This is a genomic window from Vibrio diabolicus (assembly GCF_011801455.1).
GTDB classification, from domain to species: Bacteria; Pseudomonadota; Gammaproteobacteria; order Enterobacterales; family Vibrionaceae; genus Vibrio; species Vibrio diabolicus.
This window is the reverse complement of sequence record NZ_CP042452.1, coordinates 748,063-763,586: the sequence shown is the minus strand read 5'-3', so window position 1 is coordinate 763,586 and position 15,524 is coordinate 748,063. Positions and strand designations below refer to the sequence as shown.

The 15,524-nt window shown below is 46.3% G+C and carries 1 protein-coding gene; it reads right to left on the bottom strand.

Annotated elements, in window-relative coordinates; translation table 11 throughout:
• Positions 1 to 88: 88 nt before the first annotated feature.
• Positions 89 to 15,460 (bottom strand): retention module-containing protein, encoded by a 15,372-nt coding sequence (locus FR741_RS18680; RefSeq protein WP_167427420.1) that lies wholly within the window; start codon positions 15,458 to 15,460, stop codon positions 89 to 91.
• Positions 15,461 to 15,524: the final 64 nt, after the last annotated feature.

Genomic DNA, 15,524 nt, shown 5'->3' with positions numbered 1-15,524 from the left:
TCGATTCAATAAGTCTCGATAAAAACCAATAACTCCCAATAAAAACGGACGCCTTGTTAAAGCCGCCCGTTTTATGTTGAATCCAAACTTATCCGTTATCAATAACACCGTGATTCAGCAATGACTCTACAATCTCATTGGAGCTAAGACCGTTGAAGTCTATCGATGTACCTAAGTTTTCCACAACTATGGTTTGCTGGACATTTGCATCCGTCGTAATGTTCAGAGAAACATTTTCTGTTGATGCGTCGTAATCGGCTTGAATGTGCGCAAGTAAATCATCAATACCTGCCGTTGGATCATTCAAATCAGCGATCACGTCTTTGAGGTCAATGGTGTCCTCATTAACGCTAAAGTCAGTGATGGTGTCAATCGCACCATTATCCACCGTATCTTCTGTCCATTTAAAGATATCGCTACCCGCACCACCAGTCAGAATATCAGAGCCTAGTCCGCCGATAAGCACGTCATCTCCATCTCCTCCTAGGATATAATCATCTCCCGTACCTGCTGCTAAAGTAATGCCTGCATCACTACCAATAAGATAGCTGTCTTCACTTTCAGCAGACTGATCAATATCTTGACTATTTAGTGTAACGTTTAGATTAATATCTAATGGCGTTGAATACGCTTGGTCACCATTTGATGCAGTAGAAACCGCAGTCAATGTAATATCGTAATCTCCCGGGATCGCATTATTGATGTGTAGCGTATCAATTTCATCTTCTGGAACAGTCCATGTTGTACCATTAAAGCTGATATTCGATGTTGTAGCTTCACTCGTGATAGTGGCTCCTCTTGGCACGCCAGTGAGCTCTAAGGCCAGTACTTCATCGACATCGGTCAACGCCGCCATAATACCCACCAGCGCGATGCCTTGACGGCTTGCACTTTGACTCGCACTAATTCTTTGAATGTAACTAAAGTTCTGATCAATGCCTAGGTTTGGTACGTCAGCGACCGGCGTTACATTAATATCAAACGTTTCTGATGTTTGTAGTGAGGTACCCGTTAAGTTGTCATAGAAGATACCGTTGTCATTAGCGGTAACGGTAAGCGCAATAGAATTGCTGTTCACGTCACTGGCATCAATAAATACACCGGCATCCGGATCCGTCGAAGCGAAAAGACTATTAAGCTGAGACAAGGTCCCCATCAGTACAGTTTCACCTGCTAAACCAACGCCTTGAGTAATGCCACTCCCAGCCGGGACAAGAACACTTATATCACCCTCATCTATGCTGAGTGACACCGTCATGATTTCATTCTCATGAATACCTGCAAAATCAACATCGGTAATTTCGATACCTGAGATTTTTTGATCCGATGACTCCATAATCGTATTTGTGACCATTGAGCCATCAATCTCCGGAGCATCGTTAATCGCCTGCACTGTCATCACGGCTGAGCCACTGACGGTCTTCGGATCCGAGACGCCATTGGTCATGCCATCATCCGTAATATCGTAATTAAAGCTTACATCTCCGTAAAAATCAGGAGCAGGTTCAAAGCTCCACTCCGTTGAGCTCAGTTGAGTAAGCGTCCCTGTTGCAGGGTCGACAAGCGTAACATTGCTAACGGTTAAATTGTCCGACTCAATATCAACAGCATTAACCAGCAAATCCGCTGCGGTAACAATAACAGCGCCGCTGTCTTCATCAATACTTGTCAGCGTCACTTCCGATGTTGTTGGCGCATCGTTCACCTCTGTGACTTCAATTACAAATTGGCTGCTATTTGAATTGAGTGTTTCATCGACACCGCTAATCACGATACCTTCGTTGCCTTGGTCATCGACAGAGATGTCGACATTGACGTTACCAAAGAAGTTAAGCGCTGGGTTAAACTCCACTAAACCATCAGCGATAGCGGCGTTAAGGTCAGATACGGTTCCTTTCAGTTCAATTGAACCCGTGCCGTCTCCTGAAACCGTCAATCCGTAATTGGCAATAATCGATGGATTGAGCGCCAAGTAACCGCTATCGACAGCAATATTCAAGACATACTCTGCGGTAGGATCATCAAGTACCGCATCCATATCCGAAATACCAAATGTATCCAGCAGGATAGCGTTGTCTTCTGGTGTTTCAACGTCAATGACATTCACGAAGTCCGGTCGATCATTCACCGCTTCAACATCAACAGCTACGTCAAACTCCTCGGCTGAACCTAAATTTTGGCGACCATCGAGCCCGGTATCAACGGCTTGCACTTTGAAATGCAGTGACCCTCCCCATGAGTTATCGTTTCGATCACCAGAATTAAAGACCACTTGATCCAAATCTTGAGCATCGATTTCTAATACGAAGACGCCATTTCCTTGGTCAGTAAACACCGTTCCATCAGGTAATGAAACACTCGCCCCATCAGGGACATTTGAAATCTCAACTCTCAGCGTCTCTGGATCATTTTCCTGGTAGGTTGCGCCATCTCCGATGGACTCTTTGTTATCAACCACCAACGCATTGACGTTGATAACAATATCTTCTCCCTCATTCCCCGCAGCTGAAGTATCAGGATTCACATCAACATCATCGCCAATAGGATTCACAACCAGCGTAAAGTTATTAGTTCGCTCAGTTGGTACTTGTAACAATTCTTCTTGGATGAACACGGTAATGCCAATCTCTGCCTCGCCACTGAAGTTTTTCGGCGGTTTGATTTGGATGTCACTCAAATCAACGGATGTCTGAGTAAGGTCTTTTAGCTGAATACTCCATTCTCCTCCGCCGTTGTTCTTAACAACATAATCAGAGGAATTGGATTGCACGACAAAATCATCAGGGATCCCTGTTAACTTGAGTGAAACGAAACTTTCAGAGCCATCATTATCGTTTAAGCTGATCGAAACCCCAGAGCCTGATTGATTCAACGAAATTAAAGTATCTTCGTCACCAACCACGGTAATTGGCTTCGTAGGATCGGCACCTGTAATCGTAATATCGTCCACCACTGGCGTAACTTCGAATGTCACGTCATCAGTAAAAGTTCTTATATCGATATTATCGCCAGGGTTATTTAGGATAGACTGATCAAATACAGCCTCGTCCGTGATCTCTCCTTCGATATTAATCTTGACGGTGTTTTGTCCCCCACCTACGGGATAATTTTCTTTCGGCTTAAACAGAACATTATCAAGCGCACCCGCTAAAATCTCAGCTTCATTAAACTCAATACTTGTCCCTAAGCTATTGCCATTTGCGTCAACAAACTCCCCCAGTGTTGTGTCATCGAGTGCTAACTTAATATTCGTTAGCGTTTCCTGACCACCTTGGATATTGTTATAACGGTCGGCAAAATCGACATTCAGATTAAGCTGGATTAAACCATCTTCATAACCCACACCATCCGCCGTTGGTACATCGTTATTTAGGTCATCAACGGGTTGTTTGTTCGCGTCTAAACCGAGAGTACCTGTGATATCCACTGTCACATTTGGTGTAACATCACCATCTAATGGCTGATCACCCGCCGAACTCGGAACATCTGCAATCGGTAAAACTTGAACTGGAATTCGCACGTTGTTTTCTTTTTCGTCGCCAGACTCTGTGTCTTTGGTGACAAACCTCACAGGCAATTCGAAATCACCAGCGTAATCTTCTGCCAAGTGCATCGTTAAACCGTCCAAACCTGTGATATTGCCACTAGCATCAATATCTGCTTGGAAAACGTATTTACCATTGACAAAATCGATATCAGTGCCTGTTATCACCAAGCCTGGAGGAATACCGGGTGCAGATGGGTCAATAACAACAGTCAAAACATCTTCCACACCATCCGCATTAATCGCATCGACTTTCGACGTCAATTGAGTGCCAAGGTAGATCGCATTATCTTCCGATGCTTCAATTTGGACGTCATCAGCCACCTGAATTTCAGCTGCAACACTTGTTTGCGGCGTGAGAACCGTCGGAAACTCAAGTGTCACGTCAGTTTCTCTTACTACTGTTGCGTCTTTTTCAACGGCATCTTCACCTAAATCGTTGACCTCGGCATAGATGGTTAACCCAATTTGAGATAGACCGCCGTTGTCACCATCATCGCTGTCGTCGTTTGGCGTTAAATCAAGACCCGAAGGCGCTTTAATCGAGAAGTTTTCTTCGTCAATGACTGTCCATCGACCGCCGCCTTCGTTCAATGCACCAACAATGACCAATTGATTGAGAATCTCAGGGTCAACATTGTGGAACTGAACAACAAGCTGAGTCACTACTTCATCTGAAGAGGCGTCAAACTCTTGGTATTTGATGATATTCGCACCAGACTCCCCACCCGTTGAAGTATTGATCGTAAAATCAATGTTCCCTTGACCGTCTGACTTCACGATGTCAGTGACAACGCCAGTGCTTTCAGTAACAAGCAAACGTGTCTGGGCGTCTAGCGATCCTGTTGTATTTTCTGGCTCAACGATTGGATTGACTTGGACATGCACCATGCCATTGATGGTTTTTTCTGCAATTCCCTGCCCTGGATTAGAAGCATCGACATATTCGTGGTCAATCTCTTTCACCGTCACCGTAGTATTCAAATCAAAGTCAGTACTAGAGTCTTGCTCTAATTGCACCTGGACATACCCGCTTTGAGAGATTCGAGCAGAAAAGTCTTGCTCCGACTCGTTCGCTAGTGGCGAAAGTGTTAATGTTCCAGAAACCAATGTTTGTGCTACGCCATCGACATAAACCGTGCTGCCTGGAGGAAATCCAGAAATCGTCACCTCACTAAAGAACTCGTCTGTATCAGGGCTTTGAGCCAACGTTGGCTTCCAATCAATATTAAAGCGTGTATCTTCATCACCTTCTGATTGAACCGTGTAGTTATCTTGCGCATCAATGACAGGAGCGACAATAATTCGGATCTCACCCGATGAGGTTCGACTGTGACCATCATTCTCTGTGACGATCGTCGTCGCTGTAATATGAATGTTCTCCGTCGATGACGCTTCCGGTTTAATAACAATTCCAGAATTAATATTCGCCGTGGTGATATTGGCTTCATAGATTGGCTGATTTTGCGCGTCATAGCCTACAAAGGTCAGATCGACGGATGCACCATCGCTATCAAATACCTCGACACCTGCCGGAATATTGGACAGCAGAACCGTAACCGACTCTGAGTGATCATTCGGGTTATCTGGTAACTCGCCAGAGATGACACTAAAGCCCAACTCTACTTGACCATTCTCATCGATATTAGTCTCAATACCTCTTACATTGCCGTCATTAAACTCATGCCAGATCCCTGATTTATCATTAAGCTCAATAAATGGTATGTCAGCTACGCCTTTCACACCGACGATCACTGTTTTGCTGCCTAGTGACAACATATCTTCGGCAACCCCACTAGATAACGATGCCGTGTCTTTGACGATACCTTCAACGTTGAAAGTAAAGTCATCATTGCTGTGCAACGGAGGAAGCACTTCGACCTTGGCTAACTCAGATTCTGGCACTTCGTAATAGAGTACATTGCCGCTTGAATCGGTTACTTCTACGATTTGGCTTGGGTTTGCTGAATCAAGCCACACTAACGTAACGCCATCAATTGAGAAGTCAGAAATACGCACAAATAGTGCTTCAGAACCATCTAAATCCGCAGACGGCTTCATGGTAATCACTTCACTTAACTGAAGTGGATCATGATCCGTGACAGGATTGACGGTATCTTGAGTTCGAGCGTTATCCTCAAAGACATTGATTCGGTTGACCGTAAAACTACCTGGGTCCGCGATTGGGTTAACATCAATGATGATAGTTTCTGTCTCTGAACGTGCCGTTTCCTTCCCTGATAACGGATTATTGTTTTCTGTTGTAATCGCGGTTACATCAATCTTGATTTCGCCCGAGAAATTATCGATTGGATCAATTTGAACGTCACCAATTCGGCTGGCATCTACGAGATAAACACCACCAGATTTTGGTATCGCACTACCATCTGAATAGACTAACTCTGCGTTATCTTCCCCTTGTGTAAAGACGAGTTCGTACACAATTCCTTCAGGGTTACTAGTATCTTGAGTTTCAGCCGTGATGTTAAGTGCGACGTTGTTTCCGTCTTCATCGACAGAATAGTTAAACTCGCTGCTCGTCGTCCAAGTCGCAATATCTGCCACACTCTCAACTTGAATATTCAAATTACCATTAATAACGTGGTCAGCTGAGCCATTGTTCAGTATTTCAACGCGAATACGAGGATCAATACCTGAAACGTCAGTCGAGGTATGACGATCTGGTACGAAGTACAAGTTATCTAACGAGACAAGCTCACCATTGAATGACTGCTCGACATTCGACGCATCGAGAACAACCGTATCGCCTACTGGTGTCAGTTCAATGAAGTTACCGCTGCCATCTCGGTAATAGAAAGTACCGTTGTGCGTGCTTGCATCTCGAATCGTGATGTCACCTAAGCTCTCGTTACGGTCGATATCGTGTAAATTGATAACCAAGTCGACTTTCGCCGGCGTCACATCCAGCGTCGACAAGTTGTCCTGCGTATTTGCAGAGTCAACGCCCACAACGACACCATCACGCCCTTGGTCCTCGAACGCAATAACGGTAGACGTGTCAATTTGTGCATTGCGGTCTCTTATCGAGATATCCACATCGGCATCTGCGATATCGCCATCACCATCGGTTGCAACAACGTTGATGGTGAAATCAATCGAGTCGGTTTCTGTATGGTCAAGATCGCCATTCGGACGGAATGACACACTGCCATCAGTTCGAACAACCAAACGACCTATTTCAGTATCCACTCCGTCAAGAACCTTGTGAACAAATACGACTTGGTCGCTGCCGTTCAAATCGACAGAATCGGAATCAACACCGTTTTGCTTAAAGTAAATGCCTGAATCATCAGCCGAAAATGAAGTTATTTGTGCGCCGTCAGCACCAAGATCGTCATCACCTTCTACAGGGTCTTGGAATAAATGAACCGTGCGGCTGCCTTGCCCCTCAACACGCGAAATAGATGCATCGTACAAGGTTGGAACATCATCGGTAATCGTCACTGGTAAGTTAATACCGGCCGTATCGCCATCGACATCGGTCGCGAAGACTGGGAGATCAAGTATGAGTGTATCTTCGCCTTGGGTTGAGTGGTCTAGCGCCCTTTCAAGCGTAAACTTGTAAGAGCCGTCAGCGTTCAAAACTAGCGTGAACACTGAATTACCATCAGGTGTTTGACCTTGATAAGTAAAGTTGTTGTTGCTTACCGCGGTTTGAACTAACGTCACCGCGAGGCCACCTGAAGTTACTCCTGGGATCGGGTTAGAAGTAAGATCCAACTGGTAAGAGACAACCGTATCTGCCCCTTCCACCGTATCGAAATTACCCGTTGCTTCTAGGCTGTCTTTATTGGTTGCCTGAGAGCCATTAGCAAGGTCATCCTCGTCAACAGCCAAAGGATCTGCTGATGTGATTTCAGGAATGTCATCAACAATGGTAATTGGAAGGTTCAATGATGATGACGTATCACCATCAAAATCTGTAACTGTAATTGGGATATAAATGACAAGGTTGTTTTCACCTTGAACAGCGTCATGGTCGATTGGTCCCAACAGTTCAAATTGGTAACTGTCGTTATTCGCATCAAGAGACAACGTGAAGATCTTAGTTGATGTGCCAGTGATCACCGCTTGGTAACTGGTTACACCACCAACCGAGCTCACCACATTCAACTCGATGCTGTTGCCGTTTGAAGTTAAGCCAGACACAACCGCATTGAGGTCAGAAACTTGGTAGCTGACAATCTCATCCGCACCATCAACGACTTCAAATCCACCAGTTAATACCGTTGAATCGCCACTTGTCGTGTCTGAGCCACCAGCAAGATCATCTTCATCAACGGTTTGTTGGCTAGAGTCTGTCACTTTCACAATCGCTGGAACATCGTCCACCACAGTGATCGGCAAGGTGATGTTATTGGACACATCGCCGTCAAAATCGGTCGCGTTGACTGGGAAGTTGATGACTAACGAGTTTTCATCGTTACCCGCAGGATGATCAAGTGCACCCAACAGTTCAAATTCATAGCTGTCTGCTGAACCATTTAGCGTCAGTTTAAAGACGGTATCCGTCGTACCTTGAACATAGGCTCGGTACTCAATCACACCATTTGAATTTGAGAACTCAACCAATTCAAGCGGCTGACCACCTGAGGTAAGGCCAGAAACAGGCGATGTTAAGCTGTCCAATTGGAAGCTAACTATAGTATCAGCACCATCGGTAACCTCAAAATTGCCACCAATGATATTGGATTCTGGCGTGTCGTCCGAACCTTGGCTTGGAATATCATCCTCATCCACAGACAAGGTACTACCAGAGCTAATAGCATCAATGGTTGGCTTGTCATCTACGATGGTCACTGGCAAGGTAGCAGTGATGGTATCGTTGTCGCCATCTGTAATCTTCACAGGTAGATTCAACAAAATCTCATCAGAGTTAACCGCGTGATCTAACTGACCAGATAACTCAAAGTCGTATTTACCATCTTGATGAAGTGTCAACGTGAAGACCGTCACTCCGCTCGGAGTTTGTCCCACGTAAACAAGCGCGTCAGCAGTTGAAGCACCAACGTCTTGAGAAACTGTTACCTCTTCTCCACCCGATTTCAGATTCGGGATAGGATTTGAGCTCAGATCCAATTCGAAAGCATCAATACCATCTGCGCTAGTGACTTCAAATTCACCTGATACCGTTAATGGCTCTTTAGTGCCATCAGAACCAAGAGGTAAGTCATCTTCGTCGACACGCAGACTTTCAATATTGGTAACAACTGGAACATCGTCCACAACGGTAATTGGCAATGTGAAGGCTGGTGAAGTATCACCATCATTGTCTGTCGCCGTCACAGGGAGGTTAATAACAATCTCGTTTTGCTGATTACCATCTGGATGATCAAGCGGCTTCTGTAAATCGAACTCGTAGGTGTTGTTCGTTGCATCCAACGTCAGTTCGAACACCACTTCAGCAGGATTGCCAGCGATACCTTGGTATACGTTCACGCCGTTTGTACTAGAAGACAAAACTAAGGTGATAGCGTCACCATCTGAAGTCAGTGACGCAACAGGCGTTGTCAGGTCACTGAGCTGAATAGAAGCAACTTGGTCAGCACCTTCGGTGATATCAAAAGTACCTGAAATAACAGTATCTTCTGCACTTGCAGCATCTGTACCTCCTGGTAGGTCATCTTCATCAACGGTTTGTTCGCTGCCTGCTAGTAAACCATCAATGGTCGGAACATCATCCACAACCGTAATTGGTAAGGTGATGCTGTTCGACACGTCTCCATCAAAGTCACTCGCGTTTATCGGCAAATTGATGACCAGTTCATTTTGGCCATCAGCATTTGGATGATCGAGAGGAGCAAGCAAATCGAACGTGTAGCTGTCATTAGAGGCATCGAGTGTCACACGGAATACTGGTGTCGTCGTGCCATCAATACGAGCTTCGTAAACTGAAACGCCACCTGCGTTTGATACTTCAACCATAACCAATGATTGACCACCTGAGGTCAGGCCTTGTACTGACGTCGCTAGGTCAGAAACGCCGTACTCCACAATGCCATCAGAGCCATCAGTCGCGATGAAGTTACCAGCAATGCTGTTCGATTGCGTACCATCAGATCCGACTGTTGGGATATCGTCCTCATCAACCGTTTGCACACTGGTTGCTTCAATGCCACCAAGTGTCGGCTTGTCATCAACGATCTTGACAGGAATTGTCTCAGCAGACGTGTCACCATCAAAATCTGTTGCGATGATTGGGAAGTTGAGCGTTAACTCGTCGCTATCAACAGCATGGTCGATTGGCCCTTCAAGCGTAAACTGATAGCTACCATCGGTATTCACCGTCAGCGTAAAGACCGCTTCAGAACCCGCTGTTGCTTTATAGGTAAAGCTTCCATCGCCGTTTGCGGTTTCAGCCAATGTAACTGCCACGCCTTGTGATGTGAGTCCAGCCACCGGTGTTGCAGAAGCATCAAGCTGATAGCTCACCACTCGGTCAGAGCCTTGCGTGGTGGTGAAGTTGCCATCGATTGAAATCGGGTCAGTTTGGTCTGAGCCAATCGTGGCTAAATCATCTTCATCCACGGTAATCGCATCGACATCAGTAATAGTCGGCTTGTCATCGACGATGGTGACTGGGATCGTTTCTGTGGTGGTATCACCATCAAAATCTGTCGCGATGATTGGGAAGTTCAGCGTCAGCTCATCACTACCTGTTGCATGGTCAATTGGACCTTCAAGCGTGAAGTTGTAACTGCCGTCGCTGTTCACCGTCAAGGTAAATACGGCTTCTGATCCTGCGGTAGCGGTATAGGTGAAACTGCCATCCGCATTCGCGCTTTCCGTCATTGTCACCACTACCCCGTGTGAGGTTAAGCCATTAATAGGGTTAGAGGACGCGTCTAACTGATAACGCACAACATGATCAGAACCCATCGTGACAAAGTGACCATCAATCGACACGGACTCGTTTTGATCAGAGCCAATCGTAGCCAAGTCATCTTCATCCACGCTGATCGCATCAGCATTAGTGATGCTTGGCTGATCATCAACAATAGTGACAGGCAGTATTTTAGTTGAAGTGTCGCCATCAAAGTCTGTTGCGATAATCGGGAAATAGATTTGTAGGCTGTCGCTATTCATCGCATGGTCTAGTGGACCTTGCAGAGTAAAGGTGTAGCTGCCATCTGGCTTCAGCACTAATTCAAATACGGCATTGCCATCTGCTGTGGCAATGTAAGTAAAGCTACCATCACCGTTTGACGTCTCAGCAAGCACGACAGGTTCACCATGAGAGGTCAACCCTGCTACTGGATCTGCTGTTGCATCAAGCTGGTATTTAACAACACTGTCCGAGCCTTCAGTCGTGCTGAAAGAACCCGACATAAACGCATCATCGTTTTGGTCTGAGCCAATTGAGGCGAGATCATCTTCGTCTACTGTCAGTGGGACAACGTTATCAATGGTTGGAACGTCATCAGTAATCGTGACTGGAATGGTCGCCGTCGTCGTATCGCCATCAAAGTCGGTTGCAATGATTGGGAAGTTCAGAACTAATTCATCGCTGTTTAACGCGTGATCGACTGGCCCTTCCAGACGGAAGCTGTATGTGCCATCAGCATTCACATTCATGGTGAAGACAGGGTTGCCATCCGCGGTAGCAACGTAAGTAAAGCTGCCATCGGCATTCGCAGTCTCTACCAAAGTAACAGGCTCACCTTGAGAAGTTAAGCCTGCAACAGGATCAGAAGTTGAATCCAGTTGGTAACTCACCACACGGTCTGAGCCTTGGGTAGTAGTAAACGCGCCTTTAACAAACACAGCGTCAGTTTGGTCTGAGCCAATGCCTGATAAATCATCTTCGTCGACAGCCAGAGGCACGACATTATCGATGAATGGTGCATCATCCGTGATCGTGACTGGAATGCTTGCTGAAGTTGTATCACCATCAAAGTCGGTGGCAACAATTGGGAAATCAATCGTTAGGCTGTCGCTGTTGGCCGCATGATCGATTGGGCCTTGCAGCGTAAAGTCGTAAGTACCATCTGTTGCGACGTTTAACGTGAATACTGGATTGCCACCTGCGGTCGCGACATAGGTAAAGCTGCCGTCACCATTCGCGGTTTCGACCAAGGTAATCGCCTCACCTTGAGACGTCAGGCCCGCGACAGGATCAGAGGTTGAATCCAGTTGGTAGCTCACCACTCGGTCAGAGCCTTGTGTGGTGGTAAACGCGCCTTTAACGAACAGATCGCCGCCTGGGTCGGAACCTACAACGTTAAGGTCATCCTCATCAACATTCAGCGCATCAACCGCTGTAATAGTCGGTACATCATCAACAATCGTGACTGGAATGATTTCAGTTACTGTGTCGCCATCAAAGTCGGTGGCTATAATTGGGAAGTTCAGTGTCAACTCATCACTATCAACCACATGATCAATTGGTCCTTCAAGCGTGAAGTTGTAAGTACCATCAGTATTCACAGTCAGCGTAAAGATCGCTTCAGAACCCGCTGTCGCTTCATAACTGAAACTACCATCACCATTTGCGGTTTCTGTTAGCGTGACAGCCACACCTTGCGATGTTAAACCGTCAACTGGTGTTGCAGAGGCATCTAACTGGTAGCTCACCACACGGTCTGAGCCTTGCGTGGTGGTGAAGCTGCCATCAATAGAAATTGGATTGCTTTGGTCTGAACCAATTGACGCTAGATCATCTTCATCAACCGTAATGGCATCTACGTCAGTAATCACTGGCTTATCGTCCACGATCGTCACAGGGATCGTGGCGTTTGTGGTATCACCATCAAAGTCGGTCACGATGATTGGGAAGTTGAGCGTCAACTCGTCGCTATCGACAGCATGATCAATTGGCCCTTCTAGCGTGAAGTTATAAGAGCCATCGGTATTCACTGTCAGCGTAAAGACCGCTTCAGTCCCCGCTGTCGCCTCGTAAGTAAAGCTGCCATCGCCGTTTACGGTTTCAGTTAGCGTGACTGCCACGCCTTGCGATGTGAGTCCAGCCACTGGTGTTGCAGACGCGTCAAGCTGATAGCTCACTACTCGGTCAGAACCTTGTGTGGTGGTGAAGTTGCCATCGATTGAAATCGGGTCAGTTTGATCCGAACCAATCGTGCCTAAGTCATCTTCATCAACGGTAATCGCACCGACATCGGTAATGGTCGGTTTATCATCCACGATGGTAACAGGCAGTACGATTTGGCTTGTGTCACCATCGAAATCGGTAGCAATAACGCTAAAATCAAGGGTTAAGCTGTCGCTATTTGCCGCATGGTCGATTGGACCTTGCAGTTCAAAACTGTACGAGCCATCAGTATTCAAAATTAATGTGAAAACTGCACTGCCATTTGCAGTTGCGCTGTAGGCGTAACTGCCGTCTGCATTTTGCGTTTCGGCAATGGAGACGGTTTGCCCTTGAGATTGCAGGCCATTTAAAGGATCAGCGTTTACATCCAACTGATACTGTACGACGCCATCAGAGCCCTGAGTCGTCGTGAACTGACCTTCAACCAACGTTGGCTGTGATTGGTCAGAGCCTACCGAACTTAAGTCATCTTCATCGACGGTAAGAGCAACAACGTCGTTAATGGTTGGCACATCATCAGCAATGGTTACCGGTAGAACAAGTGAACTGGTGTCACCGTCAAAGTCCGTTGCGACAATAGTGAAGTCTAGAGTTAAGCTATCGCTACCCACAGCATGATCGATTGGGCCTTCAAGACTAAATGAATAAGAACCATCAGGGTTCACTTGTAAGGTGAAGATAGCGTCCCCTTCTGCCGTTGCAGAATAGGTAAAGCTGCCATCTGAGTTGACAGTTTCCGTCAGAGAGATAGATCGACCCTGTGATTCCAACCCATTGAGTGGATCAGTGCCGCTCTCTAATTGATAACTTACAACACGGTCTGAGCCCTGAGTCGTCGTGAAACTGCCTTGCGCGAGCACAGAATCGCTTTGATCGGAGCCGATGCTTGATAAATCGTCTTCATCGACGGCTAGCGCATCAACGCCATCAATCGTAGGAACGTCATCTTGAACTTGAATGACAATTTGCGCCGCTTCTGGTGTGTTCGAACCTTGGGTAATCGAGGAGCGATCGCCATCCGCATCTACCGCGTAAACTGGCAGTGAGAAAGTGAGCGCATCATCATTAGCACCCGTATGGTCGAGTTGTTCATACAAGTTGAATTGATATTCGCCCAATGCAGGGGCACCGATCGCCACATCAAATACGGTAATACGCTCGCCATCCAGTTCGATGAAGCCTTCGTAAGTGCGCACGCCGTTACTCTCGGACGCGAGTTCCAGTTGAACAACCTGCCCTTGAGATTGGAGTTCTCCACCAACGTTAAACTCTGTAGGTTCCAACTCATAGTGGTCAATGATATCACTACCGACCGCTGTCGTGATCGACCCGGTACCACTTGTTACTGCCGCGCCTTCCTGTGAACCTTGGTCAACCCCCGCCTCGTCTAAAGACAATCCCGTCACGTTTTCAATCACTGGATTATCGCCATCAAGAATGGACATCGTAAAGGTATTGCTTGCCGTATCTTGGTCAAAGTCAACGATTGTGGTTGGTAAAGAGAGCTCAATCGTATCTTCACCGTTTGTTTGTTCTAACGGCTTAAATTGCTCAAATTGGTAGGTACCATCGGTGTTCAGACTGATGGTTAAGACGGTTTCATTCGAGCCAGCAATGGACAAGGTGATAGTACTGCCGTCTTCAGAGAGTACCGCTTCTGTCGCCTGATTATCACTCAGTAGGCCATCGAACTGACTAAGTCCTTCTTGATTAAACGTGACCGTTGCCAATTGATCACTACCAATATCAACAAAAGTGCCAGTGATTGGTGTAGAAGAAGATTCAACGTTTTCAAAAGTAACGTTTTGCGGCGAAGGATCATCGCCATCAATAACGGTTGTCGTAAAATCGATAGGCGCTTGAATGCTATTACCACCAATATCTGCGCCTGTAATGTCAAAAGCGATATTGATTTGATCACCGACGATAGATACTTGGCCATCAGCGATGGACGCCACATGGTCAATACCCTGGCTAATCGTGGTAACGACCTCTAACTCTAAATCACGGCCTAAAGATGTCGCTTCGATCTCGATACGAAGCACTTCGTTACCACCTTGAGTGCCGATAATGGCATTTTGCGCTTCGTCATAAACGAACGCCACTGGCTGACCACCAGAGGTAATGTCACTATTTAACTCGGTTAACAAAGACTCTAATGAGGACGTTTCAGGTACAAATGAAGCAGTATCAAGTGCGAGATCCCCTGCTTCAACCAGCACACTAGAAGAAATGGTTTGCGGGTAGCTAGATAGAGAAATTGAGCCTTCTATTACGCTAGATTGCAGTGACTGCCCACCATCAGCAAAAATCGTGACATTCAAACCGTCATCTTCGTCGCGATCATCTTCTCCGCTGCGAGTTGCAGACGTTTCAAAAAAAGTAGACGCGAGTACTTCCGGGTTATTATATTCAACCGTCACGTAGCCAGCATTGGCTGAGCCTTCAGCGCCAGCACCAGCAGCCGTTGCTTCCAAAATAGCAGTCGGGTCAGCACCATCTAAAATGGCCTGTTGGATAGCCGCGACATCATTAGCGTCAAAGTTAGCACCTTCGATAGCTGTTGGATCGAAAGTAACCTGGCCATTAACTGGAGATTGCAGCAAGGTTTCTGGTTGTTCAAAAGAAGGTTCTGGAAGGCACGCGACACAATTAGCATCAATCAGATACAGCTCATTATGTATCTGTACATCAAGAGAAGCGTTATTTTCAGTAATGATCACTTCGCCAGATATTAACTCATCCCCCGCTTTTATAGACCTGACTTTTCCATCCAGACCTAAAACCAAGACTTCACCTTTGACAGCATTTACAATCGCGTTCTGCGGCACGGTTTGCGTACTCATCTGACCTCCGCTAATGGCCTACGTTTCCCATTAACCTTTTTAGATAGTTTTTAAATGATTTAGT

Bases quoted from the DNA above. Each gene is read 5' to 3' on its own strand.
- FR741_RS18680 (WP_167427420.1), bottom strand. From the start codon at position 15,460: ATGAGTACGCAAACCGTGCCGCAGAACGCGATTGTAAATGCTGTCAAA.